The 18,091-nt window shown below is 44.9% G+C and carries 14 protein-coding genes, 2 tRNA genes and 1 pseudogene; 4 read left to right on the top strand and 13 right to left on the bottom strand.

The features are described from left to right. Window positions 1-41: 41 nt before the first annotated feature. From ilvN to orn, 10 genes and pseudogenes are all read right to left on the bottom strand, one after another. Window positions 42-539: an acetolactate synthase small subunit gene (gene ilvN / locus BIZ39_RS10670; RefSeq protein ID WP_014975513.1), complete on the bottom strand. Its 498-nt coding sequence runs from the start codon at window positions 537-539 to the stop codon at window positions 42-44. Further along, window positions 539-2,257 carry an acetolactate synthase 3 large subunit gene (locus BIZ39_RS10665; protein ID WP_187446945.1) on the bottom strand — a complete coding sequence of 573 codons (1,719 nt, stop codon included), beginning with the start codon at window positions 2,255-2,257 and terminating at the stop codon, window positions 539-541. Before BIZ39_RS10665 ends, ilvN begins: the two co-directional genes overlap by 1 nt. Before the next feature lie 273 nt (window positions 2,258-2,530). After that, the gene (gene maoP, locus BIZ39_RS10660; protein WP_039225146.1) at window positions 2,531-2,908 is read right to left on the bottom strand and encodes a DUF413 domain-containing protein; all 378 of its coding nucleotides are present in this window, start codon (window positions 2,906-2,908) and stop codon (window positions 2,531-2,533) included. A 233-nt stretch (window positions 2,909-3,141) separates the two neighbouring features. Further along, on the bottom strand, window positions 3,142-3,603 hold the full coding sequence (locus tag BIZ39_RS10655; RefSeq protein WP_187446944.1) for a hotdog fold domain-containing protein: 462 nt from the start codon (window positions 3,601-3,603) through the stop codon (window positions 3,142-3,144). A gap of 242 nt (window positions 3,604-3,845) precedes the next feature. Further along, a pseudogene (locus BIZ39_RS10650) lies at window positions 3,846-5,839 on the bottom strand (alpha-amylase). A 104-nt stretch (window positions 5,840-5,943) separates the two neighbouring features. After that, entirely contained in the window at window positions 5,944-7,509 is a 1,566-nt protein-coding gene (locus tag BIZ39_RS10645; RefSeq protein ID WP_187446943.1) for a tetratricopeptide repeat-containing sulfotransferase family protein, read from the bottom strand. Between the two features lie 93 nt (window positions 7,510-7,602). Next, window positions 7,603-10,074, bottom strand: coding sequence for a TonB-dependent receptor (locus BIZ39_RS10640; RefSeq protein ID WP_187446942.1), 2,472 nt, complete (start codon window positions 10,072-10,074; stop codon window positions 7,603-7,605). 723 nt (window positions 10,075-10,797) lie between these two features. Then, window positions 10,798-10,873: transfer RNA gene (locus BIZ39_RS10635), tRNA-Gly, on the bottom strand. Between the two features lie 53 nt (window positions 10,874-10,926). Continuing rightward, window positions 10,927-11,002: transfer RNA gene (locus tag BIZ39_RS10630), tRNA-Gly, on the bottom strand. A 101-nt stretch (window positions 11,003-11,103) separates the two neighbouring features. Continuing rightward, the gene (gene orn, locus BIZ39_RS10625; protein ID WP_014975510.1) at window positions 11,104-11,649 is read right to left on the bottom strand and encodes an oligoribonuclease; all 546 of its coding nucleotides are present in this window, start codon (window positions 11,647-11,649) and stop codon (window positions 11,104-11,106) included. 86 nt (window positions 11,650-11,735) lie between these two features. Here orn and rsgA point away from each other — a divergent pair, with 86 nt between their 5' ends. From rsgA to BIZ39_RS10605, 4 genes are all read left to right on the top strand, one after another. Beyond that, window positions 11,736-12,779, top strand: a complete 1,044-nt coding sequence (gene rsgA / locus BIZ39_RS10620) for a small ribosomal subunit biogenesis GTPase RsgA (protein WP_014975509.1) — start codon at window positions 11,736-11,738, stop codon at window positions 12,777-12,779. Window positions 12,780-13,027: 248 nt separating this feature from the next. Beyond that, window positions 13,028-13,975: an archaetidylserine decarboxylase gene (gene asd, locus BIZ39_RS10615; protein WP_014948076.1), complete on the top strand. Its 948-nt coding sequence runs from the start codon at window positions 13,028-13,030 to the stop codon at window positions 13,973-13,975. 3 nt (window positions 13,976-13,978) lie between these two features. Next, complete coding sequence (locus tag BIZ39_RS10610; RefSeq protein WP_014948075.1) at window positions 13,979-14,854, top strand: DMT family transporter; 876 nt, start codon at window positions 13,979-13,981, stop codon at window positions 14,852-14,854. 32 nt (window positions 14,855-14,886) lie between these two features. Beyond that, window positions 14,887-15,579, top strand: coding sequence for a glycerophosphodiester phosphodiesterase (locus BIZ39_RS10605; protein WP_187446941.1), 693 nt, complete (start codon window positions 14,887-14,889; stop codon window positions 15,577-15,579). A 122-nt stretch (window positions 15,580-15,701) separates the two neighbouring features. On the opposite strand, the gene BIZ39_RS10600 is transcribed toward BIZ39_RS10605, so the two are convergent. The 3 genes from BIZ39_RS10600 to BIZ39_RS10590 form a co-directional block, all read right to left on the bottom strand. Next, the gene (locus tag BIZ39_RS10600) at window positions 15,702-16,130 is read right to left on the bottom strand and encodes a MerC domain-containing protein (RefSeq protein WP_014948073.1); all 429 of its coding nucleotides are present in this window, start codon (window positions 16,128-16,130) and stop codon (window positions 15,702-15,704) included. A 156-nt stretch (window positions 16,131-16,286) separates the two neighbouring features. Then, a complete protein-coding gene (locus BIZ39_RS10595; protein ID WP_187446940.1) occupies window positions 16,287-17,195 on the bottom strand; it encodes a divergent polysaccharide deacetylase family protein in 909 nt (302 codons plus the stop codon). Between the two features lie 123 nt (window positions 17,196-17,318). Then, window positions 17,319-18,091, bottom strand: a 773-nt coding sequence (locus BIZ39_RS10590; protein ID WP_187446939.1) for a murein hydrolase activator EnvC family protein, incomplete at its 5' end; no start/stop codon positions are given.

Below are 18,091 nucleotides of genomic sequence, written 5' to 3'. Positions count from 1 at the left end.
CCTTCCGAAAAAACGCTTTGCGCGAAAACTCGGGAAAAAATTTAAGGACGAAGCGCCCTATCACCTCGAGCAAGCCCACACACACCGGTGCGCGATGATTCGATAATTTCAGCACACTGCCCCATAGTCGTGGCAAATGCATCTAGCTTGTCTGTGGTGCCCGTAATTTCAATGGTGTAGTTGTTTACGTTCACATCCACAATACGCGCACGGAAGATATCAGAGTTCCGCTTCACTTCAGCACGTACCGACTCTGTGCGAGTCGCGACTTTAATCAGCATAAGTTCGCGTTCAATGTGCGTACCTTCAGTAAGGTCTACCACTTTTAGCACATCAATAAGCTTATTCACTTGCTTAGTAATTTGCTCTATGACTTTGTCGTCGCCGTGCGTGATAATCGTTAGACGCGAAAGGCTCGCGTCGTCGGTTGGTGCCACACACAGTGAATCGACGTTGTAACCACGTTGTGAGAATACACCAACGATACGAGATAGTGCGCCAGGGGCGTTTTCCATTAATACAGAGATAATACGTTTCATCAGGTTCGCTCCGTCTTGCTTAAGCGCATGTCATCCATTGCGCCAAACTTAATTTGCATTGGATATACGTGTTCGTTTTGGTCTACTGCTATGTCCATAAACACTAAGCGATCTGTATAACTGAAACATTTCTCCATTGCTGCGTCTAGCTCGTCAAGCTTGTCTACTTTAATGCCCACGTGTCCGTAAGCTTCTGCCAATTTCACAAAGTCAGGCATTGAATCCATGTAAGAGTGTGAGTGACGTCCTTTATAAATCATATCCTGCCACTGACGAACCATACCTAGGGCACGGTTATTCAATGAGATAATCTTGATAGGCAGGTTGTACTGCAAACAAGTAGATAGCTCTTGAATATTCATTTGAATACTGCCGTCACCTGTTACTACCACAGAGGTTGAACCTGGGTGCGCAAACTGCACACCCATTGCAGCCGGTAAACCAAAGCCCATGGTGCCAAGACCACCTGAGTTGATCCACTGACGCGGTTTATCATAAGGGTAATAAAGCGCAGCAAACATTTGATGCTGGCCCACGTCAGAACTTACGTAAGCTTTACCGTCTGTGTGTTTGTACAAGGCTTCGATAACGCGCTGAGGCTTAATTACCTCTTCGCCCTGTGTGTAGTTTAAACACTCACGAGCACGCCATGTTTCTATCTGCTGCCACCAATCGGCTAGCTTTTCGCTTTGCCCAGATAAATCTTTCTTATTTACCTGACTTAAAATTTGATCAAGTACTTTATCTACCGAACCTACCACAGGAATATGCGCATTGACGGTCTTAGAAATTGATGCTGGGTCGATATCAACATGGATAATGTCTGCATGAGGGCAGAATTTATCAACGTTGTTGGTAACACGGTCATCAAAACGTGCACCTAGTGCAATGATGCAGTCGGCATTATGCATGGTTTTGTTCGCTTCAAGCGTACCGTGCATACCAAGCATACCAATGAATTGCTTGTGTGTTCCCGGCATAGCACCAAGACCCATTAGCGTACAAGTTACCGGAGCATTTAGCTTTTCAGCTAACTCAATAACTTTTTCTGATGCGTCGCACGCTACTGCACCACCACCTACATATAATACCGGACGTTCTGCTTTAAGTAGCGACTCAACTGCTTTCTTAACCTGCTTGGGGTGGCCCTTTTCGGTAGGGTTATAAGAGCGCATGGTAACGTCAGTTGGATACACATAAGGGTGCTCTTCCGCTACGTTAACAATATCCTTTGGTAAATCTACAACCACCGGACCAGGACGGCCAGTGTTAGCAATATAATAGGCTTTAGCAATCGCTTCTGGGATATCAACCGCGCGCTTTACCAAAAAGCTGTGCTTAACGATAGGGCGTGAGCACCCCACCATGTCAGTTTCTTGGAATGCGTCTTCACCAATATGCTTCGACGGCACCTGTCCCGATAAAATAACCATCGGAATAGAGTCCATATATGCAGTAGCAATACCTGTAATAGTATTCGTAGCGCCAGGACCTGATGTGACGAGCACTGTGCCGGTTTTGCCAGTTGAACGTGCATAACCATCCGCCATGTGGGCGGCTGCCTGTTCATGACGTACGAGGACGTGTTTGACATCATCTTGCGCAAATAACGCATCATAAATGTCTAATACGGCACCACCTGGGTAACCGAACACGTGTGTCACTCCTACATCTTTTAGCGCTTCAACCACCATGGCTGCGCCCGACATCATTTTCACAGTGCTTTCTCCTGTAATGGGTTGGGGGGTTTGTCAGCGTACGTTGACGATGCCCCGACTATATCTAAGGTAATAGGAAGATAAAACACCAAATTGCGCAAAAGTGAGATATATATCCCAATATTCGCAATAATTAGGATAAATATTTCGACTTAAGTGCAATTTTGACAGAAAATAGGATATTTATTTACACAATATTAACAGCGTAAACAATAAACATGATTGCTTTAAGAGAGGCGCCTTTACACGTTTTAGATGCATAAAGGCATAAGCTTAATCATCGAGGTCGATATCAAGATCACTGTTATCGCTCATATCGTCGTCATCGTCAACATCTTGTTCAGCAGCACGCTTAGAGCCATAAATACTTGCTGTTTTTGGACGGTTTATTCTGGCTTGGTATTTCAACCACGCTTTCTCTTGCGGTGTTGCAGGGTCTCGATGACCAAGAGCCGATTCCAAATAGGCTTGTTCTTCATCATTCTCTGGCGTAATTTTCCCGTCCACTAGTGCAGCGAACAAACTACCATGAGCCTGAAGAAGCTTACTTTCATTAATTGAAAAATCTCCTGAACGGGCAAAGCCGTACGGGTAATTTTTCTTATCTATAAAGGGTTTTCTTGCGACTTGCTCTTTTGTGATTACAGACATCTTAACCTCTTCCACCGCTAATACCTGCGTTGTAAACACAGACAAAATTGCAACACCAACTGTTGAATGAAATAGACTACTGATATAGCGCCTTAATCGCTTTCAAGGTTATTCTTAGTTGGATTTTTATTTTCTGTCAAACAGAAAAGTAGCTGTAGTGAAAACTTAATATTGAATGTTTTAAAAGAGCATAAAAAAGGCCGCAAGCGCGGCCTTTTATTATAAGCGGGATATCAGCGCTTTTCGCTTACCCAAACCGTAATGGTTCCGTCGACGACCACGGTGCCTTCAGCGTTATACGCCTTAACAGAAATAGGTAAATCACCTGGCTTCCATGCGTCAGCTGGCACTTCTGCTACACAACGAATATCTGAGTCTGCTTTCGCCGGATACTTTACTTCCATACCTTTTGGGATCCACCTGAGGTTTTTAGGTATGGATGCTTCACACATAAACCCCATGGCCATTTCCAGACCATTGCAAATAGCAATAACGTGAACCGTTCCAATGTGATTTTCTACCGCTTTACGTTTACTAATAAGCACTTCACAGTAGTTTGGTTTAATGTCTGAGATAAGTGGCGAAACGGTAGAAAAATAAGGTGCCCTGCGCGCTGAGTACCAGCTAAATAGCTTCTTGCCAAACGGAAGTTTCATGAATTTATTATAGGTATTTAATATATAGTTCTTTGACATAGTGTCCACGCTAGCTTCAATTAAGCCTTACAAAAGTTCGCCTTTACACAACGTAGATTACGTGTGTCGCCAATCTGGTTTGACCAGTTACATACCTATAAACATAATCGTTGTGTGAATGGGTTGCAACTTTTGAATAGCGGTAAACGCAAAAAGCAGCACACAGTGCTGCTTAACTATGTTTTTCTGCAGTGCAAGTAAGTAAGCGTTAATTACTTGCCAATTTTTAGAAAAATGACCAACTAAAAATTCTGCATTGTATAGGCGCTATCACCAAAAACGAAACGATTTACCTTGCCACATTGGGCAAAGTGATTACCTGATGAGTAAGGTGTATTGGACTGGTTTACGTCAGCTTCCCACCCCTGACCGTTTTTGATAAATGCTTTAAGTTCAAACCAGCCGTTTACTGTTTTACTACAATCCATTTCAACGTCTAGCATCCAATGGTGTGGTCCCCAAACATTGAGTGGTTCAAGTCCAAAACCGTCAGACGCCACGGCTTTTGTCTCGCCCCACTGCGCAGGCCAGTTATTCGTTGTCCAATCCATTGCACTTCCTTCTGCTTCAGTACTTTGTGCAGACTCAATACCATACCAATCAAGGAAGTTATCGCCCTGCTTCCATGGCGAAGTTGTCGCATTGCGCAGGTTGTTGTGCCTTACAGGAATGGCACATAAATAATTACTATCTGTGCAGGTCGTACCGAACACTGATGCTGCATAGCCATGATCGATCCCACCGCGAACAAACATATCTTGTCCACTTTGGGTTTCTGCTTCAATAAAGATCACGGTGCGCTGCCAATCTGCACCAGTATTATCTGTTGGATTAACCCGGTTTTCATGATGAATAGCAAGAGCATCCCATGGTGCAAGGTCAACGTTAACCGTACCATCGGCATTTACTGTAACGGTTTCTCCAGTGCACGAGCTGCCATCAGCTCTGAGGTTACCTTTTAATACATTACAATAGGTGCCGGGTTGCATGCTTGAGGCGAGCGACGTGTATAGCACGCTGTCTTCTTTATTAATGGCAACAAATCCTTTATCTCCGCGGCCAAAGGCAATCTGGTTGTTGTTATTCGACCACCAATTAGTTAGCGAAAAATTTGATGCAGTAGCGTTTCTAAACGCCATGGCACCAGCTATGTATGACCAACGATGTTCACACTTCCAGTTATTGCCAAAGCACTCCAATGTGCCATTGTTATGAACGGGGACGTTTGGCCCCCCCTTTCAGTATCACCGCCAAAGTCGTAGCTCGACATTACCTTTGGATAACCATAGGGATAAGCAAGCATAAATACGTTGGCTAAATCGTACAGCCTGCCATCTTCAAACGTAATAACGTTACCGCCACCACCGTGGCCGCGCTGATTATCGTGATTGTCTATAAAAACCACAGCTTTCGAGCTAGGCATAAAGCCCCAACCTTCCCCAAAGTTGCTCAGCCATGCTAGCTTGCCATTACGGAAAGTGTTGCCTATTTCAACGCTATACTTGAACTCAGTAACCAAACCATTTCCAAAGTATTCGTTGGCACTAATTGCTTCACCGCCTTGGTCAATGACTTCTTGAAAAACCAGTTGTGTGTTATTCAAACGCGCGACAATGCTATTGATATCTCCACTTGGCATGTGTTTACTTGCATCAAACCGAAAGCCTGCAACACCTAAACTAATTAAGTCGTTTAAGTAATTTACGATGGTGTCCTGTACATAAGTGCTGTCAGTATCTAAATCAGCTAAACCCACTAACTCGCAGTGCTGCACTTCGTAACGATTGTTATAGTTACTTATGGCACATGTCGGGTGAAAGTCGTTCGGCGAGTAAATAGGATATTGTTTAGCTCCGAATGTGTTACCCGCCGTTCCCGTTCCACTTCCAGCTGCCATGTGGTTTATTACCGCATCAACGTAAACATCAACACCGGACGCTTTGCACCGTTGCACCATATCAGCAAACTGAGCTCTGTTACCTCCGCGACTGGTAAGCTCATAACTTACCGGTTGATAACGTGCCCACCATTGAGACACCGTAATGTGCTCGTTAGGCGGAGACACTTGTACCGCGGCATAACCCTCAGGTCCTAGAAATGTTTCACATTCAGTAGCGATATCTTCCCATTTCCATTCAAATAAATGTACAAAAGTAGTGGGAGAAGCAATGGCACTGGTACTTATTGACAACGTAGACGAGAGTGCCAAAGCGGCAGCAGTAGAAGAGATTTTCATGGGTGTGTTCCTGCTTATTTTGTGAACACTAAGTAAGCCAGACGTTTCAAATTTGTTAAATATGCATACGTATGTAAGAACAAATGAATACGTATGCAGTGCCTTTATTGCGAAATCACTGCCTTAAGTACATCCAATTGCGGTTCATATCGTTTCCAGCGTCCAATAGACTTTGTATTAATTGGCTCTCGAACCTGCACTTTACTGGCGGTCGAAACAGGGAGCGTATTGTTTTCAACTTGTAGACATTGCGCTTCCCAAGGCAAGTTACAGAATGCCAATAGATCTTTGACTTCAGCTTGCGGATTCTGAGCAAGTTGCTCGTATGATTGCAGGCGAGTAGCATTCGGATATGTATCAGCAAATTTCCTCACCCACTGTTCGAAGCTTTGATAAAGCTGTCCAATCACCTCAAGGTCGTAAGCGTAAGCGTAGTAAGGGCTGTGGATAGAAAACAACTGTCTGAAGTTACCTACGCAGGTATCCATTGGATTACGCAGCAAACAAACAATTTTTGCATTAGGTAGTGCCTGTCGAATTAGGTCGATATAGAAAAAATTGAATGGCAGTTTGTCGACTAAGTGCTTTGCCTCTTGTCGCAAGAAAGCCGTACGCTGAAGATAAAGCTCTCCAATTTTGGCCAAGTCACTCTGATATGCACTTTCAATGGTAGGCGTATCAAGCACTAGTTGGCTGCTAGTTTGGGTTACCTGTTTAACAGCAACGCCAAAGTCTTGTAGCTCTCCTCCAGAGGCAACTAACGAATGATGACTTAAAATACGCTCAACCAGTGTTGTGCCACTGCGCGGCATACCCACTACAAAAATGGGGGCGTCGCTTTGAGAAACATTAGTGGAAAAAGAGTTCGAGCGTACCTGTGGTTGTAAATTAGCATGAAGAGTATTAAATATTGCCTGATAATCTTTCAGCGTATTTTCGCTACGTGCCTTCTGGGGCGCTTTCGCGTGCTGCAGGGATTCAAAAGCACGAGTGTAATCACCTAGTGCTTCATACTCTTTCGCGAGAGCATGCCCTATGTGAAGTCGTGCATCGGGGTTTGCCTTTACTTTTTCCACTAAGGGCTCAAGTCGCGCTAAATGATTATTTTCACGCGAAATGCCGCCGAGATCAGACAGGGCAAAATGCGCCTGAAAGAAATTAGGCTCGTTATCGATGGCTTGTTCAAAATGCTTTCTGGCTAGCTCAAATTTTCCCGCAAACTTGCAGCTGACTGCATAGTTGTAGTGGTATTGCGGATTTGATGGCGCCAAAGCAAGGGCCTTTTCAAAATAGGCGATAGCATCCTCATGTAGGCCTACTCTCGATAATGAAACGCCAACCGTATCTAAGTCGAGAGCACGGGTAAGGCTCTTTACTGGCGAACGAGCCACACAGTCTAGCGCTTGCTGCATGTCGCCTTTTAACGCAAAGCATTTGGCCAGATAGGCAAAGGTAATTGAACGGTTTTCTATTTCGTTAGACTTAGTTAACAAGGCAATCGCCTTTTCTATCTGTCCGATTTCAACATGAATAATGCCAAGTAAAAAATAGGCGTGAGCATGCGGCCCGAATTGTTGAATCACTTCTACACAACAGCGGTGTGCTTGCTGATAATCACGTTGTGATAAAAACCTTACGGCGTCGTCTAAGCGAGTGTTACTTGTATTCATTTTTATCTTTTTTCAAAACCGTTTTAATACGAAAAAGGCGCTTACACGTTAAGCGTAAGCGCCTTTTTATTGTATCTTATAGCGATAACTATACTACATGCCGAATTGATACTTAAACATCAATCCCACAGTACGCGGTGTTAGCACATAATGGCCATAGTTTCGCTGCAACTCGATGCCATTTGGCTCTAGGGTGTCGTTAAACTGACCTAAACCAATATCGCCTACGTTACGACGAGTTGAAGTAAACGCATACTTATCGAATAAGTTGTCGATGTAGAGGGTTACCGACCAATCTTCATCTGAAATTGTCGCGTTCAAATTACTTACTGCGTAGCCAGGCAGCGCCTCACCATCTTGACGAAGGCCAACCGTGGTATACACATCGCTTTGCGCAGTGATACCGTAATTCACATTCAACATTTTATCGTCAAATACTTCTTGGCTGTATGTGATACCGAATGAGAACTGATGCTCTGCAGTTCCCGGTAAACGGTCACCATCTTTACCATCGTAAAAGTCTTGAAGCTCTGTGCGTTGCTCATCAAACACACCAAATAAGAATGGTGCGTCTGCAGTTAACTCAGCTTGTGTGTAGGCGTATGTTGCATAAGTCGTGATATTGTCGCCAATAATGCCGCGAACCGAGAATTCCGCTCCCTTCGACTCCGCACCTTCAGCATTAACGATAATCGGCTGCTGACCATTGATTGTGGCACCCGACACCTGAGGGTCTTGCCAGTCAACGTAGAATAGCGCCGTATTCAGCTGAAGTTTGTTTCTGAAGAAACTGGTTTTAACGCCTAGCTCATAGTTAGTTGTGGTATCCGCCTCAAAGAGTTGTTCTTCAGGAGTAGCACAAACAATTTGGTTATTCAGATCATCGACATTATCTGGGCAAGCACCAACGCTGTTCGCGCCACCAATTCTGAAGCCTTCACTGATGGTCAAATAACCCATTGTGCTGTTCGTAAACTGATAGCTAGTGTTGAATTTGAATAACGTGCCGCTATCGTCAGCTTCTGTCTCACCATAATCTAGTACGATAGAGTCAGACGCTCTGCTTTCAAATACTGAGTTGTAAAGCGGTAAGTCGACAGCCGAACGTGAATGCACATCATATTGGTATGCACGTAAACCTAATGTAACGTCCCAGTCGCTTGTTAGTTCGTAAGTAAGTTCTCCGAATAACGCTTTTTCAGTAACCTCGCTTTCGTCAACTGAGAAGTATTCAAGTGCATCTGGACGATAGTTACCGTCTACACCCCACACGTCAATGGCATAAACATCGAAGTTAGGTGTAAATTCTTTACTGCTGCCTTCACTGTCTAAGTCGTAATAAAAGCCGCCAATGATCCATGATAAAGGCCCACTGGTTTGAGAAACTAAGCGCAGTTCTTGCGTGAACACTTCCCGTTCTTCCACTTCTTCCGTGTAAGCAGAGAACGCTGGAAATTCTTCATAGCTGTAGTCTAAACGAATTAAAAGATCAGTTTGGTCACGTTGGCCGTTCGCGTCAAAGTTAGATAGACCGGTTGCAGATACTAATTCTGCAAAGCCCAGGTCAGCACTTACTTCTAAGCTTAATAGCTCGTCTTCTTTTTCACGCGGCTCTTCGTAGCGATAGGCTGATTCGTACTTGCCGATAACATCGCTTAAAGGATTTTCGTCCGAAAGCGCGTCGTAATGTGTGATAGAGCGACCTTCAACGTCCTGCTTTTGGTAAAAGTAAGTCAATGTGCTGTCAAACCAGTCGTTCGGCGCCCAGCGTACTGCAATACGGCCTGTTAGCGTATCTTCACCGTTAGCATCTTCAACACGACGTAGGTTGCTATTCACCTCTTCTTCATTAGACCAGTCTGGGTCTGGCAGTGACACACCGCCCTCTTTTACCACATAGTTGTAGTCAAGGAAGCCTGGGTTATTGAAATAGTTCAATGACGCGCGTACGGCTAATTCACCATCAATAATAGGTGCGTTGAAGACAATACTGCTTTCTCCACCTAGTGAATCGCTCTCGCTAATGCTGAACACATCACCCGTTACTTCCCCAGACATAAACTCTAAATCGACTTTCTTAGGAAGATAACGAATAGCACCGCCCAAGGTTCCTGCTCCGTAAAGCGTACCCTGCGGACCAATAAGAACTTCAACGCGATCTACGTCTACAAGACGCATATTCAGGAAAAGAGGGATATCACCAAAGTAGGTGGCTACCGTGCCGCCATTTGAACCAGGGCCTGATGAATTAGTATTTAGACCACGTACGATAATTGGAGAGTCGTTTCGTCCACCTTGATCTGTCACCGTAAGACCAGGTACCCAACGCGCTACGCCGTCAAGATCTTCAATATTCTGTTGGTCTAAAACGTCAGAGGTTAGCGCTGAGATATTAATAGGCACTTCTTGTAGGGTGCCGCTTCTGCGCGTTGCGGTTACTTCTACTTTTTCAATTTGTTTTTCGTCTACTGTAACCGTTTGGGCATATACGCTTGGGCTTGAGCAAGCGGCTAACACGGCGCCTGCTACAGCGGAAATATGGAAAGGAGCACTCTTACTATGCATGTTCTCTCTCTTAAAATGGACATTGCTAAAAACCACTAGCCCATTCCATAGGAAAAAACAGAGTCCTTCTAATTAAGCGTTTTAGCGTGAATTGGGTAAAAATGTGTACCGGCTCGTTCTTTGTAGCGTTCTTATTATTATTCATTGCTACTCAGTGAAAAGGGCCTAGAACCCAAGACTCAGCAGAATACGTGCCGGAATTTGCGCGCATTCTAATATAAAAAACGTCAAAAGCCAGAGCAAAACAGGGTATTTATTCATTTAAAGTGCAAATAATCCCACAACACGTTGCGCATTGGGGCGGCCGCACTTTATGAGAGCTCATAAAATAATTACTTTTAACTGAAATATCATAGCCTTATAGAAATAGGCACATAACTATATTAAAGTCGCACGACTTTGGTGCGTAGGAAATCGAATTTATACCCAGAATCAGTGCAGGGTATTGTGGAAAAGGAAAGCTAAGAGGAACACCGTTCGATGCAAGTGAATTTGGAGCGAGAAACAGATTTGTTCTCGTTGTGAAGCGATGGCCGACACTCGGTCACGGGCCCATCAAGGGGTCGCACTTAAAAACTAGATAAGTTTTAGTTATTTGAGGTGTCTGAAAAATTTGGAGCGGGAAACGAGATTTGCCAACTGGCCGACACTCGGTCGCGGGCCCATCAAGGGGTCGCATCAATACTTCTGCAAATGTTTAGATTTTGGTGATGTTTGAAAATTTGGAGCGGGAAACGAGATTCGAACTCGCGACCCCGACCTTGGCAAGGTCGTGCTCTACCAACTGAGCTATTCCCGCATAGAGTCGATGCTGTGCATCTTTTAGTATCTGATTAGATTCAGATTTAAGTTTGGAGCGGGAAACGAGATTCGAACTCGCGACCCCGACCTTGGCAAGGTCGTGCTCTACCAACTGAGCTATTCCCGCAACAAAAGAGGTACTTCGTTTGAAGTGGTGCGCATTTTACAAAAATTTTGGGGTAACGCAACCTTTAATTCTACTTTTTTTGCACCTCAATGCTTGAATGCCTAAATCGTAAACACTTTCTCACGATAATAGCGCATTTCTTCAATAGACTCGCGAATATCATCAAGCGCTAGGTGTACGCCTTTCTTTTCGAAACCGCCTAAAATTTCAGGCTTCCAGCGGCGCGTTAGTTCTTTTATTGTACTTACATCAATATTTCTATAGTGGAAGTAAGCTTCAAGCTCGGGCATGTACTTAACCATGAAGCGTCTATCTTGCCCTATGGTGTTTCCACATAGCGGTGACTTGCCTGCATCTACCCATTGCTCTAAAAAGGCAATAGTTTGCGCTGATGCTTCTTCAACACTTATTTTACTTTCTCGGCAACGTGCAGTTAATCCACTTTCACCGTGAACTCGTGTACACCACTCGTCCATATTGTTTAACACGTCATCACTTTGATGTACCGCTATTACAGGGCCTTCCGCCAAAATATTCAGCTGTGCGTCGGTAACAATGGTCGCTATTTCCATTACTACACAGGTTTCAGGATCTAACCCTGTCATTTCCATGTCTATCCAAACAAGGTTACTGTCGTGTTTACTCATTACTTTCCTCTTTGCGCTACAGACATGGCAACCATGCCCTACAAACGGTATTATTGACATAGTATACGTGAAACTAGAAAAGAATCGTGGCGAAAAAACCAAAACTTACACAACGACAGAAACGACAAGTTGCAGCAAATAGAAGCAAGCGCTTGCGTGAAAAGCACGCGTCAAAGGGCGCGGCGAACCTTGATGAAAGCACGCTAGAAAGCGGTACTGTGATTGGTCGCTTTGGTAAACACGCCGACGTTGAAGACGCAAACGGCGCAGTATCTCGCTGCCACATTCGCCGCACAGTAGACTCAGTAGTGTGTGGTGACAAGGTGTTTTTCAGTAAAGGGGATGACGCTGAGTCAGGTGTAAGTGGGGTTATTGAAATTGTAAAAGACAGGCACTCCGTCCTGACTCGCCCAGATTATTACGACGGTATTAAGCCCATCGCCGCGAATATCGACCGTATTATTGTGGTTAGCGCCATATTACCTACCCTTTCACTGAATATTATCGACCGTTATCTCGTTGCCTGTGAAGACATAGGCATCACGCCGCTGATTGTCCTTAATAAAGTAGAATTGCTCAGTGAAGAGGAACGCACAACCGTTACAGAGCAGCTTAAGACGTACGAAAACTTAGGCTACGAAGTGCTTTTCACCAGTTGCAAAACCGGTGAAGGCATTAGCAAACTCAATGAATACCTTAACGATAACATCAGCGTTTTCGTAGGGCAGTCCGGCGTAGGTAAATCGAGCCTTATAAACCAAGTTCTGCCAGACGCCGATGAATTAACCGGCGATATTTCAGATAACTCGGGACTAGGTCAACATACAACGACGGCGGCCAAATTGCTTCACTTGCCAGCCGGCGGTGATTTGATTGATTCCCCAGGAGTACGTGAATTTGGCTTGTGGCACATTCCTACCGAACGTATTACATGGGGCTTTATTGAGTTCAGAGATTATTTGGGCGGCTGCAAATTCAGAGACTGCAAGCACTTAAATGATCCGGGGTGCTTACTAAGAGAAGCTGTAGAAGAAGGAAAAATTAGCGCAGAACGCTTCGACAGCTACCATAGAATATTAACCACCATGGAAGAGCAGCGCCCTAGTCACAGCCAGCCTCCCGGGGCATAACAACTGCCACTAGGTTTCAACCTCACTGGAGCGCTAAACTCGTTGGAGCGACCGAAGAAGTACACGCACTGCTTACGTGTAATAGCTGTCTCTTAGTCGGCGATTTATTCTTTTGGTGTGAACCACGTGCTTATGCTTTTGTGTAAGCACTCATAACCCTAAAGTTGCTCTTAATACCACGACTTACGATACAATAACGCTATCTATGCAATGCGTTATTACTTGCATAAAAGAAACGGAGATATTTTGTGTTAGATTGGCTCAAAGTTAATTTACAATACGTTACACCAAAGCACCTGCTTTCACGCCTTGTAGGCAAACTTGCAGAAGCAGAAATGGGTAGTGTTACGACATTTTTCATCAAGGCGTTTATTAAGCAATACAACGTTGATATGTCAGAAGCGCTGCATGAGGAACCAGAGCATTATAGAAGCTTTAATAAGTTCTTCACCCGCCCGCTTAAACCTGAAGCGCGCACCATTGACGAAAACGATGACGTACTTATCCATGCTGTTGACGGTACGGTAAGTCAGTTTGGCGATATCCATAGCGACAGTATTTTTCAGGCGAAAGGCCATGACTTTAGCCTAACTACATTATTAGGTGGCAAGCCTGATGTAGCTGCGCCATTTAAAAATGGTAAGTTTGCTACCATTTACCTTGCCCCTCGTGATTATCACAGAATTCACATGCCTGTTGAGGGCACGCTTACTGATATGCTGTATGTGCCGGGCGAACTTTTTTCGGTAAATCCTCTTACAGCACAAAATATTCCAGGTCTGTTTGCACGTAATGAACGCGTCGTGGCGCTGTTCGACACGCCTGTAGGCAAAATGGCGATGGTGCTTGTGGGCGCTACCATAGTGGCAAGCATTGAAACTGTCTGGGCTGGCACAGTTACGCCACCTGCGGGTAAAAATGTTCAGCACTGGTCATATGAAAAAGACAGTGAAGCAGCAGTTTTCCTTGAAAAAGGTGCTGAGCTAGGCCGCTTTAAGCTAGGTTCGACCATTGTGGTGTGTTTCGAAAAAGACATGATTGATTTTGAAGACCTCGCCCCTGGTATGGTTACACGCCTTGGTGAGCCTATGGCGCTTAAATCAACCGCACAGGCTACGGCTAAAGATACGCACGTTAGCGATGAATCAGCCAGTGACGAAAAGAGCGAGGCTTCGTCAGAGGGCGCTGACAGCTAATTTATGGATGCTGTTAAAAAAAGCCTGATCTCACTTCATTTCACGGTAATTTTACTTGGTGGTACAGCCCTTTTCTCTCGGCTTGTACCACTTAGCGCCAGTGATATCACTCTTGTTCGTTCAGTATTTGCCTGCATAGCGTTGTTTGCCTTTTTGAAATTGGCGAAGAACAAAATAAAGCTGAATTCAAAAAAAGACTACGGCGTTGCCCTCGGTTTAGGCGTGCTGATGGCATTGCACTGGGTCACCTATTTTGCCGCCATGCAATATGCTGGGGTGTCTGTTGGCATGATTGCCCTTTTTACCTTTCCTGTAATCACGGTACTTATCGAGCCTTTCTTTGAGCGGGTAAGGCTGGTCTGGCAGGATATCGTATCTACCGTTACGGTGGTCGTTGGCGTTTATTTAATAGTGCCAGAGACATCACTGGAAAATGACATTACCCTTGGCGTTCTTATCGGTATTGCTTCCGCCATCTTGTATTCGTTTAGAAACCTTATTCATCGTAAGCACTTTAAGCACTACAGCGGTGCGCAAGCCATGGCGTGGCAGACCTTGGTTATCAGCATTCTAATGTTGCCGGTAGGCAGTGCAGCAATAACCTCAGCGTCTACTAGTTCTTGGCTAATGCTATTGCTTTTAGGTACCGTATTTACTGCGCTTCCTCATGCACTTATTGCTGCGAGCCTACGTCACCTTAGGGCAAAAACGTTTTCGCTCATAGCCTGCATGCAGCCTCTTTATGGCGTTTTCCTTGCTATTATTCTGCTTAACGAAAAACCTGGTTTAAGTGCGTTGTTAGGTGGAATTCTTATTACGTCAGCATCAGTTTATGAAACGCTCAACACGCATAAGTTGCATAATGCAAAAGATGATTAAGCCGTGTTGTGATCTTTAAGGAAGAAATGTCTATGCTCATTTTTGCTCACCGAGGTGCCAGTAAAGCCGCCCCAGAAAACACAGTAAAGGCATTTAAACTGGCTTTCGAACAACGTGCCGATGGCATTGAGTTTGATACCTATCAGCACGAAAGCAGCATTATTGTTTTTCACGATAGAACACTTACGCGCAGAGCACGGGAATCCGGCTATTTACTTGACGTACCGTGGCAATCCCTTACAGAAATGGACATTGGGGATGGAGAGCGCATACCGACCCTGACCGAAACACTGAATTGTGTTCCAAAAGACAAGTGGTGCAATATTGAGATAAAACACTTACGCGACGTAGACAGCTGGATTAAAGACGTTAAAGCGGCGGTACTGCAAAGCGGTATTAATGCTGACAAGCTACTTATCTCTTCATTTAACCATCACTGGCTTCAAGCTATTGCGCTTAAGTGGCCCGAAGTGAAGATCGGCGCCTTATCTGCAAGCTACGAACTCGACTGTACGGCAAGCGCCCGGGCTCTGAACGCTTATTCCGTAAACATTGCATTAGACGCCGTTGATAAGCAGTTTGTGCAAACGGCGCAGCAAGACGGATTTGACGTATTCGTTTATACCGTAGATGAGCCGAGAGACATGCTTATGCTTAAAGAGTGGGGAGTGACGGGCATATTCACTAACGTGCCCGATGTAGCGCTTAATGTGTTGTCGCATTAAACCCTACTTTTTCAGTGCGAAAAGTCTGTAGAGCGCGTATCTGATACAGACTCACACTATAAAAAAACGAGCCATTGGCTCGTTTTTTTTGGAATGCTTTTCTTGAAATGCAGCTTAGTTGACTACTTAAATTCAGTTGAAAGGTGGTCTGAAAACACCGTATTTTTGCAGCACTTACATTGTCTACACAATCGCATATTCACCCAGTGGCCGGCCACAATTAGCGCTGCACCTATCGCGATGGTGAAGGGTTCGTAGTGATGCCCAAAAATATCTTTGTGCCAATAGATAGCGCCACCCGTAAACAGCAGTGCCAGCGGGTAGTATTTGCCATGATAGCGAATTGCACCGCTAACCAAGGCGACCGCACCTACAATTAACGAAAAAGTTAATATCGTTCTTTCAAACCACACTTGTGCAAAAAAGCTAGAACCGATCAGCGGCAGCAGAGGCACCAAAACAGGTAGCGCGAGGCAATGCAACGCACACAAGCTCGACACCCAAATGCCAAGTTTGTCTAGTTTTGTTGGATTCTCGTCAATTGGAGTCATTACCCTAATTACCACCGTGAAAAAATGAGTTCGCGAACTATTCGCCAGAGACGTTATATTATAACAGACTCACAGAAATGAGAAACGTTCCCACATTAAATTTTGATCTTAACGAGATGAAAATGAACTAACTACGTATAAAATGGGGCAAAAAAGCTATTCGTTTGGCGCTGTGTCCAAACGCTCAGCAACGCCTTTTCCTGCGGAGCTGTGCATTAGCCCACTGCTGTGTAAGGCATCTTCTTCGGTCATGCTTACCTTGCTATCCTTCACATCGGCGTTATTAAGCGAAGCCGTTTGATTGCGCTCTTTGCCAAACTGCTTTGCCACTTTCGGCGCATGCGAAAAATAGTCGGCTACTGAGGTAAGGGTTAAACCTTCTTTTTCAAGTGAGGGTAAATGAGTTTTCAAGAAATCGACGGTTTCTGGGTGGGGATGACCAATCACCACAACGTGACCATTCTTTTTAGCAATACGTTTCATGTGGTTGAACTGCTTAAGTAAGAATGCAGGCTCAAGCTTATGGTCCAGAAACACCTGCCTGCTTGCGCTAGGCACACCTAACCGCTGCGCAATTTCTTCACCTTTTGTGAGTACCGTGGTTCGGCTATCCACAAAAAACAAGCCTTGCCGTTTCACTTCTTGTAGGAGCGCTTCCATTCCTTTTTGCTGACCCGTGAACGCACTTCCCATATGATTATTCACACCAACCGCGTTCGGCACGCTCTTCATTGCCTTTCGCAAATTGTAAGTAATGGCACCTGCGAACATGTCAGTGGTTAACCCAAGGGGCCCCATGTCCTTTCCACTTTGCGCCTGCATAGGCATATGCAGCATAACGGCCCTGCCTTCTTGCTCAGCGCGGAACGCAATTTCAGAAGCCAGCGGCGTTTGCGGAAGTATAGAAAAGGTAATTTCTTTAGGGAGAGAAAAAGCAGCGACATCGGACGGCCTGTATCCCAGGTCATCTAATATTATAATTATGTCTGACTTTGCTTTTACTTGAAGGCTAGTTAGCCCGCATAAAACAAAGATTATACAAGGCATTAGCAGACGCAAAAGCATCTAAGTCACATCCGTTTTTCATCATTATTATTAAGCGCACACTACACAATGCTGTGTTTTTTCTAGAATACCAACAACTGATTCAGTTTCAACTTAGTTTCTGAAAATCTAAAATTAACCTGCCTAGTCTAGCCAAGAGCTTGGATTTAGTGCCTTGCCTTTATGACGAATTTCAAAGTAAAGGTTAGGATATTCCTGACCACCACTTCGGCCCACAAGGGCTATGCGTTCACCTTGCCTGACATCATCGCCAGCTTGCTTGAGTAACGCTTGGTTGTGACCGTAAACACTCATATACCCTTCGCCATGATCGACAATAGCGACCAGACCAAATCCGCGCAACCAATCGGCGTACAACACTTTTCCAGGCGCAATGCTGTTTACAGGGTCGCCCTCGGCACCATCTATCACAATGCCTTTCCAAGACACTTGCCCTTGGCGGCGACTACCGAATAAGTTTCGTATTCTGCCTTTTACAGGCGCTGCCAGCTTACCTTTTAATTTGGCAAGTCCATCCATACTCACTTCGGCTTCACGAGCAGCCCGTTCTGCGGCAATCCGGGCCGCTTCAATGGCGTCTTTCAGCGCTTTTTCATCAGCTTGTAGCGACGCAATACGCTGGTTTTCAGAGGCTATGGTTTTGTTTATTTTCTTAAGCGTTGCTTTTCTATCATCCTGACGGGTTATAAGTACTGCTCGCTGACCTTCTTGCTCATCTTTCAAAGCGGCAAGTGACAAGGCTTTTTCGCTAAGCTCTGCGTTAACTTCTTCAAGCCTAGCAACATTTCCCCTAAAGCTCTCAATCTCTTTTTGGCGCGCTTTTGCCACGTATTGATAATAAGTGATGACACGCTCGAAGGTTCGCGCGTCGTCTTGGTAAAACAGCATTTTCGCGT

The sequence above is a fragment of the Alteromonas sp. BZK5 genome, from assembly GCF_014349115.1.
Taxonomy (GTDB): domain Bacteria; phylum Pseudomonadota; class Gammaproteobacteria; order Enterobacterales; family Alteromonadaceae; genus Alteromonas; species Alteromonas macleodii.
Note: the sequence above shows the minus strand (reverse complement) of the source record. Positions and strands in the feature narration are given on the sequence as shown.